At 32.7% G+C, this 17,148-nt stretch carries 19 protein-coding genes; 2 read left to right on the top strand and 17 right to left on the bottom strand.

Features of this window, described 5'->3' with window-relative positions:
* Positions 1-9 precede the first annotated feature (9 nt).
* Positions 10-1,344 (bottom strand): DEAD/DEAH box helicase, encoded by a 1,335-nt coding sequence (locus LQ686_RS01145; RefSeq protein ID WP_025904185.1) that lies wholly within the window; start codon positions 1,342-1,344, stop codon positions 10-12.
* Between the two features lie 149 nt (positions 1,345-1,493).
* Here LQ686_RS01145 and LQ686_RS01150 point away from each other — a divergent pair, with 149 nt between their 5' ends.
* Positions 1,494-2,462 (top strand): 4-hydroxy-3-methylbut-2-enyl diphosphate reductase, encoded by a 969-nt coding sequence (locus LQ686_RS01150; protein ID WP_239733114.1) that lies wholly within the window; start codon positions 1,494-1,496, stop codon positions 2,460-2,462.
* Between the two features lie 28 nt (positions 2,463-2,490).
* On the opposite strand, the gene LQ686_RS01155 is transcribed toward LQ686_RS01150, so the two are convergent.
* The 7 genes from LQ686_RS01155 to ccpN form a co-directional block, all read right to left on the bottom strand.
* Positions 2,491-3,582, bottom strand: a complete 1,092-nt coding sequence (locus tag LQ686_RS01155; protein WP_103361138.1) for a Nif3-like dinuclear metal center hexameric protein — start codon at positions 3,580-3,582, stop codon at positions 2,491-2,493.
* Positions 3,582-4,247: a tRNA (adenine(22)-N(1))-methyltransferase gene (locus tag LQ686_RS01160; protein WP_103361139.1), complete on the bottom strand. Its 666-nt coding sequence runs from the start codon at positions 4,245-4,247 to the stop codon at positions 3,582-3,584. Before LQ686_RS01160 ends, LQ686_RS01155 begins: the two co-directional genes overlap by 1 nt.
* Positions 4,248-4,301: 54 nt before the next feature.
* Positions 4,302-4,655, bottom strand: a complete 354-nt coding sequence (locus tag LQ686_RS01165; protein ID WP_025904189.1) for a c-type cytochrome — start codon at positions 4,653-4,655, stop codon at positions 4,302-4,304.
* A 100-nt stretch (positions 4,656-4,755) separates the two neighbouring features.
* Entirely contained in the window at positions 4,756-5,865 is a 1,110-nt protein-coding gene (rpoD, locus tag LQ686_RS01170) for an RNA polymerase sigma factor RpoD (RefSeq protein ID WP_025904190.1), read from the bottom strand.
* Positions 5,866-5,891: 26 nt separating this feature from the next.
* Positions 5,892-7,664, bottom strand: a complete 1,773-nt coding sequence (gene dnaG, locus LQ686_RS01175) for a DNA primase (protein ID WP_037588322.1) — start codon at positions 7,662-7,664, stop codon at positions 5,892-5,894.
* 11 nt (positions 7,665-7,675) lie between these two features.
* Entirely contained in the window at positions 7,676-8,491 is an 816-nt protein-coding gene (locus LQ686_RS01180; RefSeq protein ID WP_025904192.1) for a pyruvate, water dikinase regulatory protein, read from the bottom strand.
* 14 nt (positions 8,492-8,505) lie between these two features.
* Positions 8,506-9,141, bottom strand: a complete 636-nt coding sequence (gene ccpN, locus LQ686_RS01185) for a transcriptional regulator CcpN (protein WP_037588327.1) — start codon at positions 9,139-9,141, stop codon at positions 8,506-8,508.
* A 294-nt stretch (positions 9,142-9,435) separates the two neighbouring features.
* Here ccpN and LQ686_RS01190 point away from each other — a divergent pair, with 294 nt between their 5' ends.
* Complete coding sequence (locus LQ686_RS01190) at positions 9,436-10,824, top strand: glycine--tRNA ligase (protein ID WP_025904194.1); 1,389 nt, start codon at positions 9,436-9,438, stop codon at positions 10,822-10,824.
* Between the two features lie 101 nt (positions 10,825-10,925).
* Here LQ686_RS01190 and recO read toward each other — a convergent pair whose 3' ends face one another.
* From recO to floA, 9 genes are all read right to left on the bottom strand, one after another.
* On the bottom strand, positions 10,926-11,678 hold the full coding sequence (gene recO / locus LQ686_RS01195) for a DNA repair protein RecO (protein WP_103360652.1): 753 nt from the start codon (positions 11,676-11,678) through the stop codon (positions 10,926-10,928).
* 22 nt (positions 11,679-11,700) lie between these two features.
* On the bottom strand, positions 11,701-12,600 hold the full coding sequence (era, locus tag LQ686_RS01200) for a GTPase Era (RefSeq protein ID WP_037588330.1): 900 nt from the start codon (positions 12,598-12,600) through the stop codon (positions 11,701-11,703).
* Complete coding sequence (cdd, locus tag LQ686_RS01205; protein ID WP_025904197.1) at positions 12,601-13,005, bottom strand: cytidine deaminase; 405 nt, start codon at positions 13,003-13,005, stop codon at positions 12,601-12,603.
* Between the two features lie 19 nt (positions 13,006-13,024).
* The gene (locus LQ686_RS01210) at positions 13,025-13,372 is read right to left on the bottom strand and encodes a diacylglycerol kinase family protein (RefSeq protein WP_107565597.1); all 348 of its coding nucleotides are present in this window, start codon (positions 13,370-13,372) and stop codon (positions 13,025-13,027) included.
* On the bottom strand, positions 13,365-13,826 hold the full coding sequence (gene ybeY, locus LQ686_RS01215) for an rRNA maturation RNase YbeY (RefSeq protein ID WP_025904199.1): 462 nt from the start codon (positions 13,824-13,826) through the stop codon (positions 13,365-13,367). The genes LQ686_RS01210 and ybeY overlap by 8 nt, the downstream gene beginning before the upstream one ends.
* Before the next feature lies 1 nt (position 13,827).
* Positions 13,828-14,775 (bottom strand): PhoH family protein, encoded by a 948-nt coding sequence (locus LQ686_RS01220; protein WP_037588335.1) that lies wholly within the window; start codon positions 14,773-14,775, stop codon positions 13,828-13,830.
* A 35-nt stretch (positions 14,776-14,810) separates the two neighbouring features.
* Positions 14,811-15,314: a PH domain-containing protein gene (locus LQ686_RS01225; protein ID WP_232174156.1), complete on the bottom strand. Its 504-nt coding sequence runs from the start codon at positions 15,312-15,314 to the stop codon at positions 14,811-14,813.
* Between the two features lie 98 nt (positions 15,315-15,412).
* The gene (locus tag LQ686_RS01230) at positions 15,413-16,117 is read right to left on the bottom strand and encodes a hypothetical protein (protein ID WP_103360654.1); all 705 of its coding nucleotides are present in this window, start codon (positions 16,115-16,117) and stop codon (positions 15,413-15,415) included.
* Positions 16,118-16,132: 15 nt separating this feature from the next.
* Positions 16,133-17,128, bottom strand: a complete 996-nt coding sequence (floA, locus tag LQ686_RS01235; protein WP_025904203.1) for a flotillin-like protein FloA — start codon at positions 17,126-17,128, stop codon at positions 16,133-16,135.
* Between the last annotated feature and the right edge of the window lie 20 nt (positions 17,129-17,148).

The raw sequence follows: 17,148 nt of genomic DNA on the forward strand, positions 1-17,148 counted from the left end.
ATTTGACACCTATCCTTTTCTACTTTGTCTTTTTGTTCTCTTAGAATGAGCTTTCTTTTCTTTAAATTTCAACTCATCTAATTCTCGTTTGAATTTCTTCTTATAGCCAGGTTTTACTTTATTTTTATTGTTTCGTTTAATTTTTTGTTTTAGTGATTTTTCAATATTATCTTCTTTTTTAACACGTTTCGTACGCTTTTGACGATCTTTAATTTCTACAAATTCATCGTTTTTAATATCGACATGTTTAAACTTGTAATTATGCTTCTCAATTTGTGTAATTAAATCATCTTCATCAGGTGTATATAAAGTGATTGCGATACCTTTATAATCACCACGACCTGTACGACCAACTCTATGTGTAAAGAAGTCTATTTCTTTAGGTAAATCATAGTTGATAACGTGACTTACACCTTCAATATCAATACCACGTGATGCTAAATCACTTGCGACAACAAATTCAAAGTCTAATTGTTTAATACGTTTCATTTGTTGTGTTCTTTCTCTAGGTGATAAACCACCATGGATAACCCCTACTTTATAGCCTTCTTCTGATAAATACGCAACTAATTCATCTGCTCTATCACGGCTATTAGCAAATATGATTGCTAAATAAGGATTAATCACATTCATAACTTTTAAGACTTTTTCTTTTTTCTCAACACCTTTAGTCGGTATTAAGTAAAAGTCGATATTGTCTTTGTTAGATGATGCTGTTTCAATTTCAACAAATTCAGGATTACTTAAATATTTATTTAAGAATGGATGTAATGCTTTAGGAATCGTTGCACTAAATACTGAAATTTGTGCGTTTTCATCTAATCTACTCGCAATACTATCTACTTTAGGCATAAATCCTAAATCAATCATTAAATCTGCTTCATCTACAACTACTGACTTCGCTAGATGTAAATCTAAAGCACGCTCTACAGCCATGTCATCAATTCTATTCGGTGTACCTACAACAACATGTGGTGTATTTTTAGATTTATCAATATCTCTTGATTTATCTGTTCCACCAATGTATAGGCTAACTTTTACACCTTTTTTAAATTGAGTTAAATGTGAAGCTGCATCATATAATTGCTTTGCTAATTCTCTTGTTGGTGCCAAAATAATCACTTGTGGTTCTTTTATATCGACGTCAATTTTATCAAATAATGGTAGTAGAAATGCGTGTGATTTCCCTGTACCAGTTTGAGATTGTCCTATTATATTAGATCCTTTTTTAATTTTGGGTATAACTCTTCGCTGTATTTCTGTTGGCTGGTTAAAATGTAAATCTTTAACGGCCTCTACTAATTCATTTTCAAGTTGAAAATGTTCAAACGGATGCTTAGACATAAGCGACCCTCCTCGTTTCTTTTTCACTTCATACATTATATAGTAAATGCGCACTTTATGATAGGCTAAAAGATTTATTTTGAATTTTTATTTCGTTTCTTTAAGACTTGCGTGTTTGTTATAATAGACTTTAATAAGGAGGGCAATTTATGGAAATTATAAAGATTACCCCTAGAGGTTATTGTTACGGTGTTGTAGACGCTATGGTTATCGCTAGAAATGCATCTTTAGATAAGTCACTGCCAAGACCCATTTATATACTTGGCATGATTGTTCATAATAAACATGTGACTGATGCTTTTGAATCTGATGGCATTATTACGTTAGATGGTCCGAACAGATTGAAGATTTTAGAACAAATTGATGAAGGTACCGTTATATTTACTGCGCATGGTGTTTCACCTGAAGTCAAAAGACGAGCAAAAGAAAAAGGACTCGTTTGTATTGATGCGACATGTCCAGATGTAGATAATACACATCAGTTAATACGTGACGTTAAATCAAATGGCTATCACGTTATTTATATTGGTAAAAAAGGACACCCAGAACCTGAAGGCGCAGTTGGTGTGGCACCTGATATCGTACATCTCGTTCAAACTTTAGATGATATCGATGCCTTGCCAGAAGCATTAATGAACCAAAAACTTATCGTAACGAATCAAACAACTATGTCACAATGGGATGTTAAACACCTTATTGATGAATTAAAAGTTAAATATCCTCATATTGAAGTACATGAAGAAATTTGTTTAGCAACACAAGTTAGACAAGAAGCTGTTGCAACACAAGCAGATCAAGCAGATTTACTCATTATCGTTGGTGATCCTAAAAGTAATAATTCAAATAGATTAGCCCAAGTATCTAAAGAAATCGCACATACAAACGCATATCGAATCGCTGATTTGAGTGAATTAAAATTAGAATGGCTACAAGACATCGAAAGTGTCGCTGTAACGGCAGGTGCTTCAACACCAACACCTATCGTTAAAGAAGTCATTGATTATATTAAAAATTATGACCCGACAGAAGCGCGTGACGTAAATTTAACAAGTAATGTACCTGTTGAAAAAATATTACCTAAAATTAAAAAGCCTAAACCTGTAAAAATAATGGACTAAAAAAACTGCCGAATTTACTCGGCAGTTTTTACATATATTGATAAGGATCTGTATTAATAGAAGATGTTAACACTTTAATATTACCATTTGTCCATTCTTCTAATAATGACTTTAATCCTTCTTTCATAACATACTCACTATAATGATTAACATCTAAGACGTTTATACCGTCCATTAGTGCATCTAATGCTTCGTGATGTTTAACGTCTCCAGTAATAAATAAATCAGCTTGTTGTGCTTTAGCTAAATTTGCATATTCAATACCAGCACCACCAACAATTGCGACCCGTTTAATTTGCGCTGATTGGTCTCCAATAAATCTAACTGCTGGTATAGCGAGCTTTTGTTTATAGTTTTGCACAAATTCATTTACTGATTGCGTTTCTTTTAATTCCCCGATGATTCCTAAGCCTACAGAAGATGTTCTCGACATTTTGATGAAATCATAAACGGGTTCTTCATATGGATGTGTTTGAATAATGAGTTCTTTAGCAAGTGCTAAATCTTTCTCATCAACCATTAATTCTAGTTTCGTTTCATAAACCGTTTCAGTCTTATCTGCTTGTCCAAGATGTGGATTAGCTGTTGCACTAGGTTTAAATTGTCCTTTACCTTGTGACTGGAAAAATACTTCACTGTATTCTTCTGTTTGAGCTAAATGATGGTCATTAAATGCAGCTTTCATAGCTTCAACATCTTGATCAGGTAGGAATATTTGTACTTTATAATAGGACTCTTGTTGTTCTTCTAATACTTTCATATTACTTAATCCTATTTGTTGTCCAATCATGTAACTAACACCTTTAGGATGCACATCAAGATTTGTATGAAGTGCTATCAAATTGATATCGTTTTGTATCAATTTACGAATAATAGGACCATAGCTTTTATCCGTAATATTTTTAACACCTTTAAAAATAAGTGGATGATGTGCAATGATCGTATTGATGTTGTTTTGAATGGCTTCTTCTACAACTTCTAACGTACAATCTAATGTTGTTAATACACCGTTCACTTCACTTTTTTCTGAACCAATTAATAACCCAACATTATCCCAAGATTCACTCGTAGAAAATGGAACTTGTTTATCAATTTCGTGTAATAGCTCTTGAATAATCATTAAAGCACCTCTTTTATTTGAAGTATTTGTTGATTAATTTCATTATACCTATTTTTATCCTCATGATGTTCTAATTGTTTACTAATTTTATTAAGTGATTCTAATTCTCTTTGCCATTTTTCATAGAATAAATCATTTTTATTGGCTAATAATTTAGGACCAAATTTTAATTCTAATTCATTTAGGTCCATCTCACCTTTTTTAGCCACTATGATTTCATATATATGTTTTTTATCTTTTATGAGTTGTTCATCAACGATTTGATAACCAATGGTTTGTAATACTTTTCTAATTGGCAACGCATGTATATTAGCTTGTAAAATTAAATCCGGATGCCCTGTTAACTTATGCTTTCCTTCTTCAATAATTTGAGCAATTAATGGACCACCCATGCCACAAATCGTAATGGCATCAATCGTCTCGTCTACTACTTCTAAACCGTCGCCCAGTTTAACTTCAATAAGTTCATTCATACCATATAATTTAGTATTCTTTTGAGCAGCAAGAAAAGGTCCTTTGACAACTTCTCCAGCAATCGCTTCTTTAATTAATCCATTTTGAATTGCGTATATAGGTAAATATGCATGATCGGAACCGATATCTGCTAATTTGTGATGATTTAAATATTCACTTACCTTCATTAAACGTTTATTTATTTGGATCATTATTTTTCCCTTTCATTAAAAAAATCTTTTGCAATAGCAAAAGATTTTTTTGTGTTATTTAGCGCCATCTTTTAAGTACTTGACAAGTGTGTCTAAATCTTTATTTGAAATAGTAGCTTCGTCATGTGCAGGCATTGAACCTTTACCTTCACGAATGATTTTTTTCATTTCATCGGCACCTTTTTTGCTTCCAGCTAATTTAGGTCCCATTCCACCTTCAAGATTTTGTCCATGACAACTTGTACAATTGTCCTTAGCGAATGTAGCTGCATCAAACTTTTCAGTTTTAGCACCGCCACCGCCTTCTTTTTCTTCCTCTTTGTTAGCACCATGTGCTGACATGAAGAATATTAATCCTACACCGAGTAGTAAAATCAGAATAAACGGGATAACAGGATTACGATTCATTCATACAACCTCCCTTTTGTTAAACCTTCATACAATTATATTTTATATTAAAACAAGGCATTGTCAAAGGCTTTTTGGGATTAATATAAACTTTTCATGTTTAATCCATAAAATCTTTCAAACGCTTACTTCTAGATGGATGTCTTAACTTGCGTAATGCCTTCGCTTCTATTTGACGAATACGTTCTCTTGTAACACCAAATACTTTACCAACTTCTTCAAGAGTTCTTGTTCTACCATCATCAAGACCAAATCTTAATCTTAATACATTTTCTTCTCTGTCAGTTAATGTATCTAATACATCTTCTAATTGTTCTTTGAGTAATTCATATGCAGCATGATCAGATGGACTTTGTGCATCTTGATCTTCAATAAAGTCTCCTAAGTGACTGTCATCTTCTTCACCAATTGGTGTTTCTAATGATACAGGTTCTTGAGCAATTTTCAGAATTTCACGAACTTTTTCTGGTGGTAAGTCCATTTCTTCACCAATTTCTTCAGGAGATGGATCTCTGCCTAAATCTTGTAGTAATTGACGTTGAACACGAATCAATTTATTGATTGTTTCAACCATATGAACTGGGATACGGATTGTACGTGCTTGGTCAGCAATCGCTCTAGTGATTGCTTGACGAATCCACCATGTTGCATATGTTGAGAATTTGAAACCTTTGTTAAAGTCGAATTTTTCTACGGCTTTGATTAGACCCATATTACCTTCTTGAATAAGGTCTAAGAATAACATACCTCTACCTACATAACGTTTAGCGATACTTACAACAAGTCTTAAGTTCGCTTCAGCAAGACGTGATTTCGCAACTTCGTCACCTTGCTCGATACGTTTAGCTAATTCGATTTCTTCTTGTGCAGTTAATAAATTGACGCGTCCGATTTCTTTTAAGTACATTCTTACTGGGTCGTTTATTTTAACACCTGGAGGAGCACTTAAGTCATTTAAATTTAGTTTGTCATTTGTATCACTTGAATCTTTTTCATTAATAAGATTGATTTCATTCTCATTAATTAAATCAAAGAAATCATCCATTTGATCTGGATCCATTTCGAAGTTTTGCAATTTATCTGCAATTTCTTCGTGACTCAAATGTCCTGCTTTTTTACCTTGTTCAATTAATTGGTGCTTAACTTGTTCAATTGTAAGCACTTCTTCATTATTAGCGCTATTAATTTTGTTTAATTCTTTATCAGACATGAATAGGCCTCCCGGGTTATTAACTCTTACATTCTATTCCGATTATATTGTACAATTTGTTCTAAATATTGCCTTTGCAGTGCGATATCGCCTGCTTGCATTGCTTTATTCAATTGTTGATTCAAATATTCTATGGAATTTTCTTTGTGTTCGTTAGGACTGATAATCCTAATGTAGTCTTCGATTTCTTCTGTCTCTGGTTCATCATTGATGAGCAATGAATCTAGATACATAACCGTTTCAATGATTTGATGTTCTTCAATGTAACTTGAAAAATCACTTATGTTAAAAACATCGTTATTCTTATAATACCCATTTAAACGTGAAAAAATCACTCTATTATTCAATGAAGTGAAGTCTTCTTGATTAATCCTAGAATGATATTCTAAAAATAGCTGTTTATGATTCATAAAATGTTTTAACAACGCTTGCTCTGCTCTACCGACTTTATCAAGTTTTTTTTCCTTCATTTCAGGAACGAAATTATTATAATCGGTATAATTTTGAACAATATTAGGCGAAAGTCGATTTTTTAGACTGTTAACATCTACTTTATACAAATCTGCTACTTGTTGCAATACTTTTTTTCTTAAAAATTCCGATTGAATCAGATTGATGTCATGAATCAACTCTTCAATATGTTGTTCATGTTTTAAATCATTATTTTCGTTGGCATAATATAATTGTTGCGCTTTAAATGCAACATATGATTGTTTTTGCCCTTCAACAAATGATTTGAAAGCATCACTTCCGTATTCTGTAATATAATCATCAGGGTCCATCGTTTTTGGTAAATTGACAACAAAGACATTTAAGCCTTCATTTAATAAGTCTTTACCAACATTTATGGCAGCTTCTTTTCCTGCGAAATCTCCATCATACAGTAAAGTTACATTAGATGCCAGTTTTTTGACCATCGTAACGTGTTCTCTAGATAATGCTGTACCCATTGTTGCTACAACTTGTTTAATATCCGCTTCAAATGATTTGATAACATCCATAAATCCTTCTAACAAAATGACTTCATCATTTTGTCTTATAAATTTCCTTGCGCGATCAATGTTGTATAACATTTTTCTTTTCTGGAATATTGGTGTTTCTGGACTGTTTAAATATTTCGGCGATTGATCGGTATACGTTCGACCAGAGAAACCAACTGTCTTACCTTGGAAATTCAACAACGGAAAGATGATTCTATCTCTGAATCGGTCAAAATAATCAAACGTTTCATCATTTCGGCTTAACAAACCTGCTTCATATGCAAGTACAGCATCATAACCATTTTTCTCTAAAAAGTCATGCGTGAATTTCGAATGGTTTGGTGCATATCCAATTTTTCTATCATTAATCAATTCTTCAGTAAATCCTCTTGATTTCAAATAGTTTAATGCTGCCTCACCTTCTTCAGTATGCTTTAATATATAATGGTAGTTATTTGCCATCAACTCATGCATTTCAATCATTTTGATATGATCATCCACAATACCTTCAGTTGGTGCTGTTTCTTGCTTTTCAATATGAATATCTACTTTATCACCAAGTTCTCTGACTGCATCAACAAATGATATTCCTTTAATTTCTTGAATGAATTGAAAAACATTGCCGCCTTTCTTACAACCAAAGCAATGACAAATTTGTTTATCTTCAGATACTGAAAAAGAAGGTGTCTTTTCATCATGGAAAGGACATAATCCTATATAATTACGTCCTCTTTTTTCTAGTTTCACATATTCACTTACGACATCTAATATGTCATTCTTCTCTCGTATTTCATTAATGAGTTCTTGTTCTATACGCATCCTGTCACCCTTTAACGGTTTTGTTGTGTAATGATTTTAATAATGTCATTTGCTGTTTCTTCTATTGCTTTGTCAGAAACATCTAGTACAGGACAACCAATTTTCTCAACAATTTCCTCGAAGTATCTTAATTCTTCTTCGATTCTGTCATCTTTCGCATAATTAGCATCATCACTTAAACCTAATTGAATTAATCTTGCTCTTCTAATCGCATTAAGGTTTTTTTGATTAATTTTTAAAGCGATACATTTTTTAGGATCTATTTCAAATAATCCTTCTGGTGGTGCAACTTCAGGCACTAATGGGACATTCATTACTTTATATCGTTTATGTGCCAAGTATTGCGACAATGGTGTTTTTGAAGTTCTAGATACACCTATAAGAATGATATCAGCTTTTGGTAAACCACGTGGATCTCTACCATCATCATATTTAACCGCAAATTCGATTGCTTCTATTTTCTTGAAATAGTCTTCATCTAATTTATGAATATTGCCTGGCTCATTAAGTGGGGCTTCATTAAGTTCATTGCTTAATATGCTCATCAATGGACCCATAATGTCTACATTTTGTATATTATTTTCTTCTAATTTTTCTTTTAAGTATAATCGCATTTCTGGTTTAACCAATGTATAAACAACTATTGATTTTTGCTCTAATGCTAATGATACGACTTCATTAATATTACTTTCATTCTCTATATACGGTAATCTTACAATATCTAAAGCATTTCCTTCTGTCTTATATTGAGACGTACATGCTTTCGTAACAAGCTCTGCCGTTTCTCCTACTGAATCGGATGCTATAATTATTCTTATCTCTTCCATTTAACTAATTCCTCCTACTCATCTTCAATAAGCGAAACAAATGCTCTTGTGATCGTTGTTTTTGTAATTCTGCCTTTAACTTTCATTTTGTCGCCTTTAAGTTTTTTGACAACTGGTATTGCATCTATTTGTTTATCAATTAATAATTTAGCTGCATAAATCAATAAGTCATCTTCTAAACATACTGTTATGTTTGGCATTCTACTCATATTAATACTAACTGGCGTATCTTTTAAACTTTGACCACCTATTGCAGCTCTCAGTAAATCTTTTCTCGAACAAACGCCGATTAAATTGCCTTCTTTATTTATGACAAATAATGTGCCAACATCTTCTAAAAACATCTTACATATTGCTTCATATACAGAAATACTTTCTTCTATTACGACTGGTATCGCCATCGATTCTTTTACGGTCATTTTTTTAATTGAATCACTTAACAATTGTGTACTTGATTTCCCTGTATAAAAATATCCTACTCTAGGTCTTGCATCAAGATAACCTGCCATTGTTAAAATTGCTAAATCTGGTCTTAAAGTTGCTCTTGTTAAATTTAGTCGTTCAGCTATTTTTTCTCCTGTAATGGGTCCATTGTTCTTAACAATTTGTACAATTTGTTCTTGTCTTTGATTTAATTCGATTGCTCTCACCCCTTCGAACACAATTCAGATAGATTAATTATAACATGTAACGCAAATATTGCTCAATTTGAATATCTGTTTTCACTTGATAACTCTCCCATACCATGCTATATTTTAATTAACTTTGAAATAAAAGCGAGTTAAGGATGGTGAAAGCTTAACATTAAAGTTTTGGCTTACAAAATTTTATAAAAAGTGAGTGGCTACACTAATTTGGGTGGAACCGCGGGTAATATACTCGTCCCAAGGCATTATTTGATGATGTCTTGGGGCTTTTTTAATTTAATTGAGGAGTGAATTTTTATGGCAAAAGATATGGATAAGGTAGTAACATTAGCAAAACATAGAGGGTTTGTATTCCCTGGTAGTGAAATTTATGGTGGTTTAGCAAACACTTGGGACTATGGTCCACTTGGTGTTGAACTAAAAAATAACATCAAAAAAGCATGGTGGCAAAAATTTGTTCAACAATCTCCATACAACGTTGGACTAGATGCAGCTATTTTAATGAACCCGAGAACTTGGGAAGCTTCAGGTCACTTATCAAACTTTAACGATCCAATGATAGACAACAAAGATTCTAAAATTCGTTACAGAGCAGATAAATTAATTGAAGATTACATGCATAATGTTGAAGGTGATGAGAACTTTATCGCTGACGGTATGAGCTTTGATGAAATGAAACAATTAATTGATGATAAAGGCATCACTTGTCCTGAAAGTGGTACAGCTAACTGGACAGACATTCGTCAATTCAACTTAATGTTCAAAACATTCCAAGGTGTTACTGAATCTTCAACAAACGAAATTTTCTTACGTCCTGAAACTGCACAAGGTATTTTCGTAAACTATAAAAACGTTCAACGTTCTATGCGTAAAAAATTACCATTCGGTATTGCGCAAGTTGGTAAATCATTCAGAAACGAAATTACACCTGGTAACTTCATCTTCAGAACAAGAGAATTCGAACAAATGGAACTTGAATTCTTCTGTAAACCTGGTACTGAAATTGAATGGCAAAATTACTGGAAAGACTTCGCTGCAAAATGGTTAAAAGATTTAGGTATTAAAGAAGAAAATACAAAATTACGTGACCATGACGAAGATGAATTAAGTCACTACTCAAATGCAACAACTGATATCGAATATAAATTCCCATTTGGTTGGGGAGAACTTTGGGGTATCGCTTCAAGAACAGATTACGACTTAAAACAACATAGTGAATTCAGTGGTGAAGACTTCAAATATCACGATCAAGAAACAAATGAAAAATTCATCCCTTACTGTATCGAACCATCATTAGGTGCTGACCGTGTAACATTAGCATTCTTATGTGATGCATACGAAGAAGAAAATGAAGGTGAGAAAGATCAACGTACAGTATTGCATTTCCACCCTGCTTTAGCACCATATAAAGCAGCAATCTTACCATTAAGCAAAAAACTTTCACCAGATGCTATTAAAGTATATGAAAAATTAAGTGAAAGATTTGCAATCGACTTTGATGAGTCACAATCAATCGGTAAACGTTACCGTAGACAAGATGAAATTGGTACACCATACTGTATCACATTTGACTTCGATTCATTAGAAGACAACCAAGTTACAGTACGTGACAGAGACACAATGGAACAAGTACGTATGCCAATTGATGAAGTTGAAAACTTCTTAGCTGAAAAAATTAGATTCTAATACTAAACAAAAAACAGAGCAAAACTTATAAATTAAGTTTTGCTCTGTTTTTTTATGTTTAGTTGTTAAGAAGCCATTACGAAACACTTCACATAAGACATCTACATTTTCAAGTTTTCGAGTTGGTTGAGTAATTTTTTGGTTCTAAATACTACACCGACGTATTCGTCATACATGTTATCGATTAATGTTTGTATTTCTTTTTTGACTTGTTCGTTTATTTTAAAGCTATTTAAATGTTTGATCGGCAATTGATACATAAGATTCATAAAATATAATGCTCTATTAGATATTCGATATGCATGTTCATCATGTATTAATGCTTGATTGCTAAGTGGTCCATTGTACTTGAAACTATAAGCATTTAATTGCTGTTGATCCATATCTCCTGTTACGACGCACGCATTAAAAGTTGGTTCATAACCATATTTAGGCATACATTTCAACGCAACAATCATACTCATCGTATCTGCATCAACGCCTCTTTCTACTGCTTGGAATACACCTAACAATAATTCATAAAAGAATACATCATGTTCTTCCGCTTCTAACGCTTTATCTACGACTTCTATACAATATGCACCATATGCACTTTTAAAGATATCAGATTGCATCGTTCTATTACTGTTTATAATATCAGCCGATGATAATGTGCCCATTCCTTTAAACTTCGAAAAAATAAACAAGCCATGTACAAAGGGCTGAGTAGCACCTTGTAGTGGATGACTTGTTTTTTTAGCACCACGCGCCATTAATGGAACTTTATGACCGTGTTCATTTAATATTGTGATGATTTTATTGTTTTCACCATAATCTACAGAGCGAATGACAAATCCTTCTTGTTTATAAAGCATTATATCATCGCCTCCATTCTACTTAATACTCGTCTTCTCTATAACCAATTTGTTTAATGAAATTAGGTTTATTACGCCAATCTTTTTGTACTTTAACCCATAAATCCAAGTATACTTTTGAGCCAAGTAGCATTTCAATATCTCTTCTTGCACGTTTACCTATTTCTTTAAGCATCTTGCCGCCTTTACCAATGACAATACCTTTTTGTGAGTCTCTTTCAACATAAATTGTTGCTTCTACTTGGACTTTCTCACCTTCTGCTTTTGTCATTTTATCGACGTTCACACCGATAGCATGCGGAATTTCTTGATTCGTAAGGTGTAATGCTTTCTCTCTTATCAACTCAGCAACAACAAATTGTTCTGGGTGATCAGAAATTTGGTCTTTAGGATAGTACATCGGACCTTCTTCAAGGTACTTTTTAAATTGTTCTAGTAGTGTCTCAATGTTTAACCCTTCTAATGCTGAAATTGGAATAATTTCTGCAAAATCCATTGTTTTTTGGTACTTTTCAATTTCAACTAAAAGTTGATCAGGGTGAATTAAATCTATTTTATTTAACACTAAAAATACTGGTGTTTTCGTTTGTTTCAACAATTCGATAATGTATTCATCGCCTTTACCGATACTTTCATCAACATTAACCATAAACATGATTAAGTCTACTTCTTTCAAAGTATTTTTAGCGATTTTCATCATGTAGTCACCTAAAGCATGTTTAGGTTTATGAATACCTGGTGTATCAATAAAAATCATTTGAGCATCATCAGTTGTTAATACACCTTGCACTTTGTTTCGAGTCGTTTGTGCTTTATCAGACATTATCGCTACTTTATGACCAATAACTTTATTCATAAAAGTAGATTTACCAACATTAGGTCTACCTATAATAGATATAAACCCTGATTTAAATTCATTCATTTATTCTAGATCCTTTCCTGAGAAACCTAAAGGTAATAATTCATTAACTGTAGTTTCAATTCTTTCATTTGTTTGATGTGTTAAAAATACTGGCATGTCATCATCACATAACTCTTTTAACACTTGTCTGCATGTGCCACATGGAGATGATGGTTTATCAGCATCTACTGTAACTGTAATACATTTGAAGTCTCCCGGTCTATACCCATCTGACATTGCTGCAACAAGTGCAGATCTCTCAGCACAAATTGTTGATGGGTAAGCTGCATTTTCAATGTTAGCACCATAATAAGCTTTACCATCTTTCGTAACTAGATATGCACCTACGTTAAATTTAGAATATGGTGTATATGCTCTCTTTTGTGCTTCTCTTGCGCCTTCATACCACTCTTGTTTGAATTCCATACCATTTCCCCCTATATGTTTATATAATTTTTGGTAAAAATATCATTATCCCGATTATTGCAGCCATTATTGATGTTAATAAAACGGCTAAAGCGGCTGTATCTTTAGCATGTTTAGCGAGTAAGTTATATTCATCCGTAAACATATCTACTACATACTCTATAGAAGTATTGAGAACCTCTACAATGAGTACACTAAATATTGCAAATAAAATCCATAACCATTCAAATGTATTGAGATTTAATATTAAACTAACAATCAATACAAGTACAGCGAATATAAGATGTAATAAAAAGTTTTTATCTTTTTTGAGAATGGTCACTAAACCTGCTAAAGGAAATTTAAAGCGATTTACAAATTTATTCACGTGTTAATCCAAATTCATTTAATATTTCATCTTGTCGAGAAAACATTTCTTTTTCATCTTCTTCAGTCATATGATCATAACCTAGTAAATGTAAAAATCCATGTAATGCTAAAAATCCTAATTCTCTACTCAAACTATGATTATAAGACTCAGCTTGCTCTTTAGCAACTTCAAGACAGATGATAATATCACCTAACACTCTAGGCATATCTAAGCCTTCTATTTCAGGCTCATCTTCTTCTAAAGAAAATGAAATAACATCTGTTACTTTATCTTTATCGCGATAATCACGATTGATAGCTTGAATCTCTTCTTCATCGACAAATGAAATTGAAAGTTCTGCTTCTTCAGTAATATTTTCCTTTTTAGCAGCAAAAGTGAGCAATGATTCAATTTGATTTTTTGTATCTTCATCAATTACTTGTTGCTCATCTATAAAATCCATTGTTAGCATATTATTTCTCCTCTTCGTATGCGTTTATTATTTTACCTACTAATGGGTGTCTCACAACGTCTGTTTGTTCTAAGTAAGTCATTGCTATCCCTTTGACACCACTTAGTCGTTGATCAGCTTCAATTAATCCACTTTTCACACCTTTAGGTAAATCAATTTGTGTACGGTCACCTGTTACAACCATTTTTGAACCGAAACCTAATCTTGTTAAGAACATCTTCATCTGTGGGTGAGTTGTATTTTGTGCTTCATCTAGGATTACAAACGCATCATCTAATGTTCGACCTCTCATATAAGCAAGTGGTGCAATTTCAATCGTGCCTCGTTCAATTAAACGTGATGTTTGCTCAGTTCCTAACACTGTATGAAGCCCATCATATAAAGGTCTTAAATAAGGGTCTACTTTTTCTTTTAAATCACCTGGTAAGAAACCTAATGATTCCCCCGCTTCAACTGCAGGACGCGTTAATACGATACGTTTCACTTGTCCTAGACGCAATGCCCTTGCAGCCATTACAACAGCTAAGAACGTCTTCCCTGTACCTGCTGGACCTATACCGAATACTAAGTCATTGTTCTTTATATTATTGATATATACTCTTTGACCCATTGTTTTAGCTCTTATTATTTTACCATTACTATCTTTAGTGATTTCTTCATCATATAAATTAATCAGTTGATCGATTGTTCCTTTGTCAGCCATTTTAACCGCTGCTTGTACATCATTAATCGTTATACTCGCACCACTCTCGATTACTTTTAGTAAGTTCAATAATACTTTTTCAGCTTTTTCAACATTTTCTATACGTTTACCACGGACAGCAATTTCTTGTCCACGTGTTAATATATCCACCTCGAGTTCATTTTCAATATACTTTATATGCTCATCCCCATTACCCAACAGAGCTTGAGCTTGATCCATATTCTCGATTTGAATTAATGTAGGCATTAAATATCTCCTTTATAAGTTGAATTGTTGACACTTTAAATGTACCAAACCTTATTGTAACGTGCAATCTTATGCACTTTATTTTGTATATTATTTAGTTTTTCACGTGCAATAATGAGATTTCTAACTTTTTCATATTCATGTAGTCTATTGCTATTATTTAATTTAATTTTAGGATTAATTCGAATTAATGTAATAATAAACTCACGTTCTTCAATTGGACTCACTTTTTCGACCAATTCACCCTTTGAAACAATTTCTAACATGCTGTTACCTTCTATAGATTTAGTCATATTAATTTGATCGATATCAAAGATATTATAACGATTTTTGAATAATCCTCTTCTTATGGATAAAAAATGCTCTTTTATTGTGTATCTTTCAAAAAGAATGTTTAAAATTATAAGAAAAACGAGAATAAAAGTAATGACTATTAAATACTTATTACTAATAAAAAGCGGTATTAAAGCAATAAAAAATAATAAAATCGAAATGATAATAGATAATATACTCTGCTTTTTCTTAAATACCATTTTCATCACACCCTCTTGAATCCTACCTTTATTGTAAGTCTAAATGGTATTTTTGTGAATAAAAAACAGAACCTAAAATTAATTAGGTTCTGTTTATATAATCGTTATTTTAATTCATTCGGTCTTTTTAAAATTTCTGACCAAATGATACCATTTACGACTTGGTTTTCATCAACATTGATTGCTTCATCATTAAACTTATGTTTACTGTTTAAATAGAGCTGTTTAACCATTGCTCTTCTCGTTCTTTCTGAAAGTTGCGTGTTGTTGATAATTTGCTCTGCTTCTTTTTCAACATCAGCTATACTTTCACGCTGTACATTCATTAAAGACTTTTTCTCTTCTTGGCTGTATGCCAATAGCTGTTTGATTGATTCTTGTTGTTTTTTAGGTCTATTTTTATGAATTTGTTCTTTCTTCTGATTGATATAAGCATTCTCATGTTCATTAGAAGTTTGCTCTGGTTGTTGTTCTACTTTATGTGTTTGAACAACAGGTTTTTCAACATCTATATTATATTGTTTAAGATGATTGGCAAGTTGATCTGCTAAGTTTTTATAATGGCCAGACATTCGTTCAGTTGAACTTGTTTCTGCTTTTTGTTTATAAGTTTCATACTTATTAACTAACTCTTTTAATTCTTGCTCAGCAGATTTTTTCTTATCTTCAGCTTGTCTATTTACTGGATTTTGTCTTTGTCTTGTTTGAGGTTGCTTATTTTTCTTTTTATTTTTAGAAGCGCCTTCGATTATACCGCTCACGACACTAAAAATAACCCAAATAACAAAGATGATAATGCCTATTTCCATTTTAAATCACCTCTCTTATTGGTTCGGTGAATTAGAATCTTGTGGCTTTGTACTCTTATTGATTGCTTCTCTCATGCCAGTGTCAGCTTCTATATTTTTTAAATTATAGTAGTCTTTAACACCTAAATTGCCTGATTTAAGTGCTTCTGCCATTGCAAGTGGTACTTCTGCTTCTGATTCAACAACTTTAGAACGCATTTCTTGTACTCTTGCTTTCATTTCTTGCTCAGTAGCAACGGCCATTGCACGACGTTCTTCGGCTTTAGCTTGTGCAATATTTTTATCAGCAAGTGCTTGTTCAGTTTGCAAGTCTGCACCAATGTTTTTACCGATATCTACATCAGCAATATCAATTGATAGAATTTCAAATGCTGTACCTGAATCTAAACCTTTACTTAATACTGTTTGTGAAATACTATCTGGATTCTCAAGTACTTTAGTGTGATGTTGACTTGAACCAATTGTAGATACAATACCTTCACCAACACGTGCGATGATTGTATCTTCACCAGCACCACCGACTAATCGGTCAATGTTCGCTCTAACTGTAATTCTAGCTTTTGCTTTTACTTCGATACCATTCATCGCTACACCTGAGATAAATGGTGTTTCAATTACTTTAGGGTTAACGGACATTTGAACAGCTTCTAAAACGTCACGACCAGCTAAGTCAATCGCTGCCCCTCTTTCAAATACTAAGTTGATTTCTGCTCTTTGAGCCGCAATAATTGCATCAACTACTCTATCAACATTACCTCCTGCAAGATAATGAGATTCTAACTGGTTCGTTGTTAATGCTAAACCAGCTTTGTGCGCTTTAATTAATGGGTTAATAACACGTCTAGGTGATACACGTCTCAAACGCATACCAACTAAAGTACCAATACCTACTTTTACGCCTGCTGCAATAGCTGAAATCCATAATCCTACTGGTACAAATGAGAATAAAATCATAAGTAGTACGATTAATATGACAGCAATAATTACAAAAGCAATTAAACCTGATAACATATGCATTTCTCTCCTTGTCT

Origin of the sequence: Mammaliicoccus sp. J-M41 (genome assembly GCF_022385935.1) — a bacterium.
GTDB classification, from domain to species: domain Bacteria; phylum Bacillota; class Bacilli; order Staphylococcales; family Staphylococcaceae; genus Mammaliicoccus; species Mammaliicoccus sciuri_A.

What these genes read in the sequence shown, in the direction of transcription:
- LQ686_RS01155 (WP_103361138.1), bottom strand. Translation starts at nt 3,582, where the DNA reads ATGATTATTCAAGAGCTATTACACGAAATTGATAAACAAGTTCCATTT.
- dnaG (WP_037588322.1), bottom strand. Translation starts at nt 7,664, where the DNA reads ATGCGTATAGAACAAGAACTCATTAATGAAATACGAGAGAAGAATGAC.
- floA (WP_025904203.1), bottom strand. Translation starts at nt 17,128, where the DNA reads ATGTTATCAGGTTTAATTGCTTTTGTAATTATTGCTGTCATATTAATC.
- LQ686_RS01190 (WP_025904194.1), top strand. Translation starts at nt 9,436, where the DNA reads ATGGCAAAAGATATGGATAAGGTAGTAACATTAGCAAAACATAGAGGG.
- LQ686_RS01150 (WP_239733114.1), top strand. Translation starts at nt 1,494, where the DNA reads ATGGAAATTATAAAGATTACCCCTAGAGGTTATTGTTACGGTGTTGTA.
- LQ686_RS01165 (WP_025904189.1), bottom strand. Translation starts at nt 4,655, where the DNA reads ATGAATCGTAATCCTGTTATCCCGTTTATTCTGATTTTACTACTCGGT.
- LQ686_RS01225 (WP_232174156.1), bottom strand. Translation starts at nt 15,314, where the DNA reads ATGAAAATGGTATTTAAGAAAAAGCAGAGTATATTATCTATTATCATT.
- LQ686_RS01180 (WP_025904192.1), bottom strand. Translation starts at nt 8,491, where the DNA reads ATGGAAGAGATAAGAATAATTATAGCATCCGATTCAGTAGGAGAAACG.
- era (WP_037588330.1), bottom strand. Translation starts at nt 12,600, where the DNA reads ATGAATGAATTTAAATCAGGGTTTATATCTATTATAGGTAGACCTAAT.
- ybeY (WP_025904199.1), bottom strand. Translation starts at nt 13,826, where the DNA reads ATGCTAACAATGGATTTTATAGATGAGCAACAAGTAATTGATGAAGAT.
- LQ686_RS01160 (WP_103361139.1), bottom strand. Translation starts at nt 4,247, where the DNA reads ATGATCCAAATAAATAAACGTTTAATGAAGGTAAGTGAATATTTAAAT.
- LQ686_RS01230 (WP_103360654.1), bottom strand. Translation starts at nt 16,117, where the DNA reads ATGGAAATAGGCATTATCATCTTTGTTATTTGGGTTATTTTTAGTGTC.
- LQ686_RS01145 (WP_025904185.1), bottom strand. Translation starts at nt 1,344, where the DNA reads ATGTCTAAGCATCCGTTTGAACATTTTCAACTTGAAAATGAATTAGTA.
- rpoD (WP_025904190.1), bottom strand. Translation starts at nt 5,865, where the DNA reads ATGTCTGATAAAGAATTAAACAAAATTAATAGCGCTAATAATGAAGAA.
- cdd (WP_025904197.1), bottom strand. Translation starts at nt 13,005, where the DNA reads ATGGAATTCAAACAAGAGTGGTATGAAGGCGCAAGAGAAGCACAAAAG.
- recO (WP_103360652.1), bottom strand. Translation starts at nt 11,678, where the DNA reads ATGCTTTATAAACAAGAAGGATTTGTCATTCGCTCTGTAGATTATGGT.
- LQ686_RS01220 (WP_037588335.1), bottom strand. Translation starts at nt 14,775, where the DNA reads ATGCCTACATTAATTCAAATCGAGAATATGGATCAAGCTCAAGCTCTG.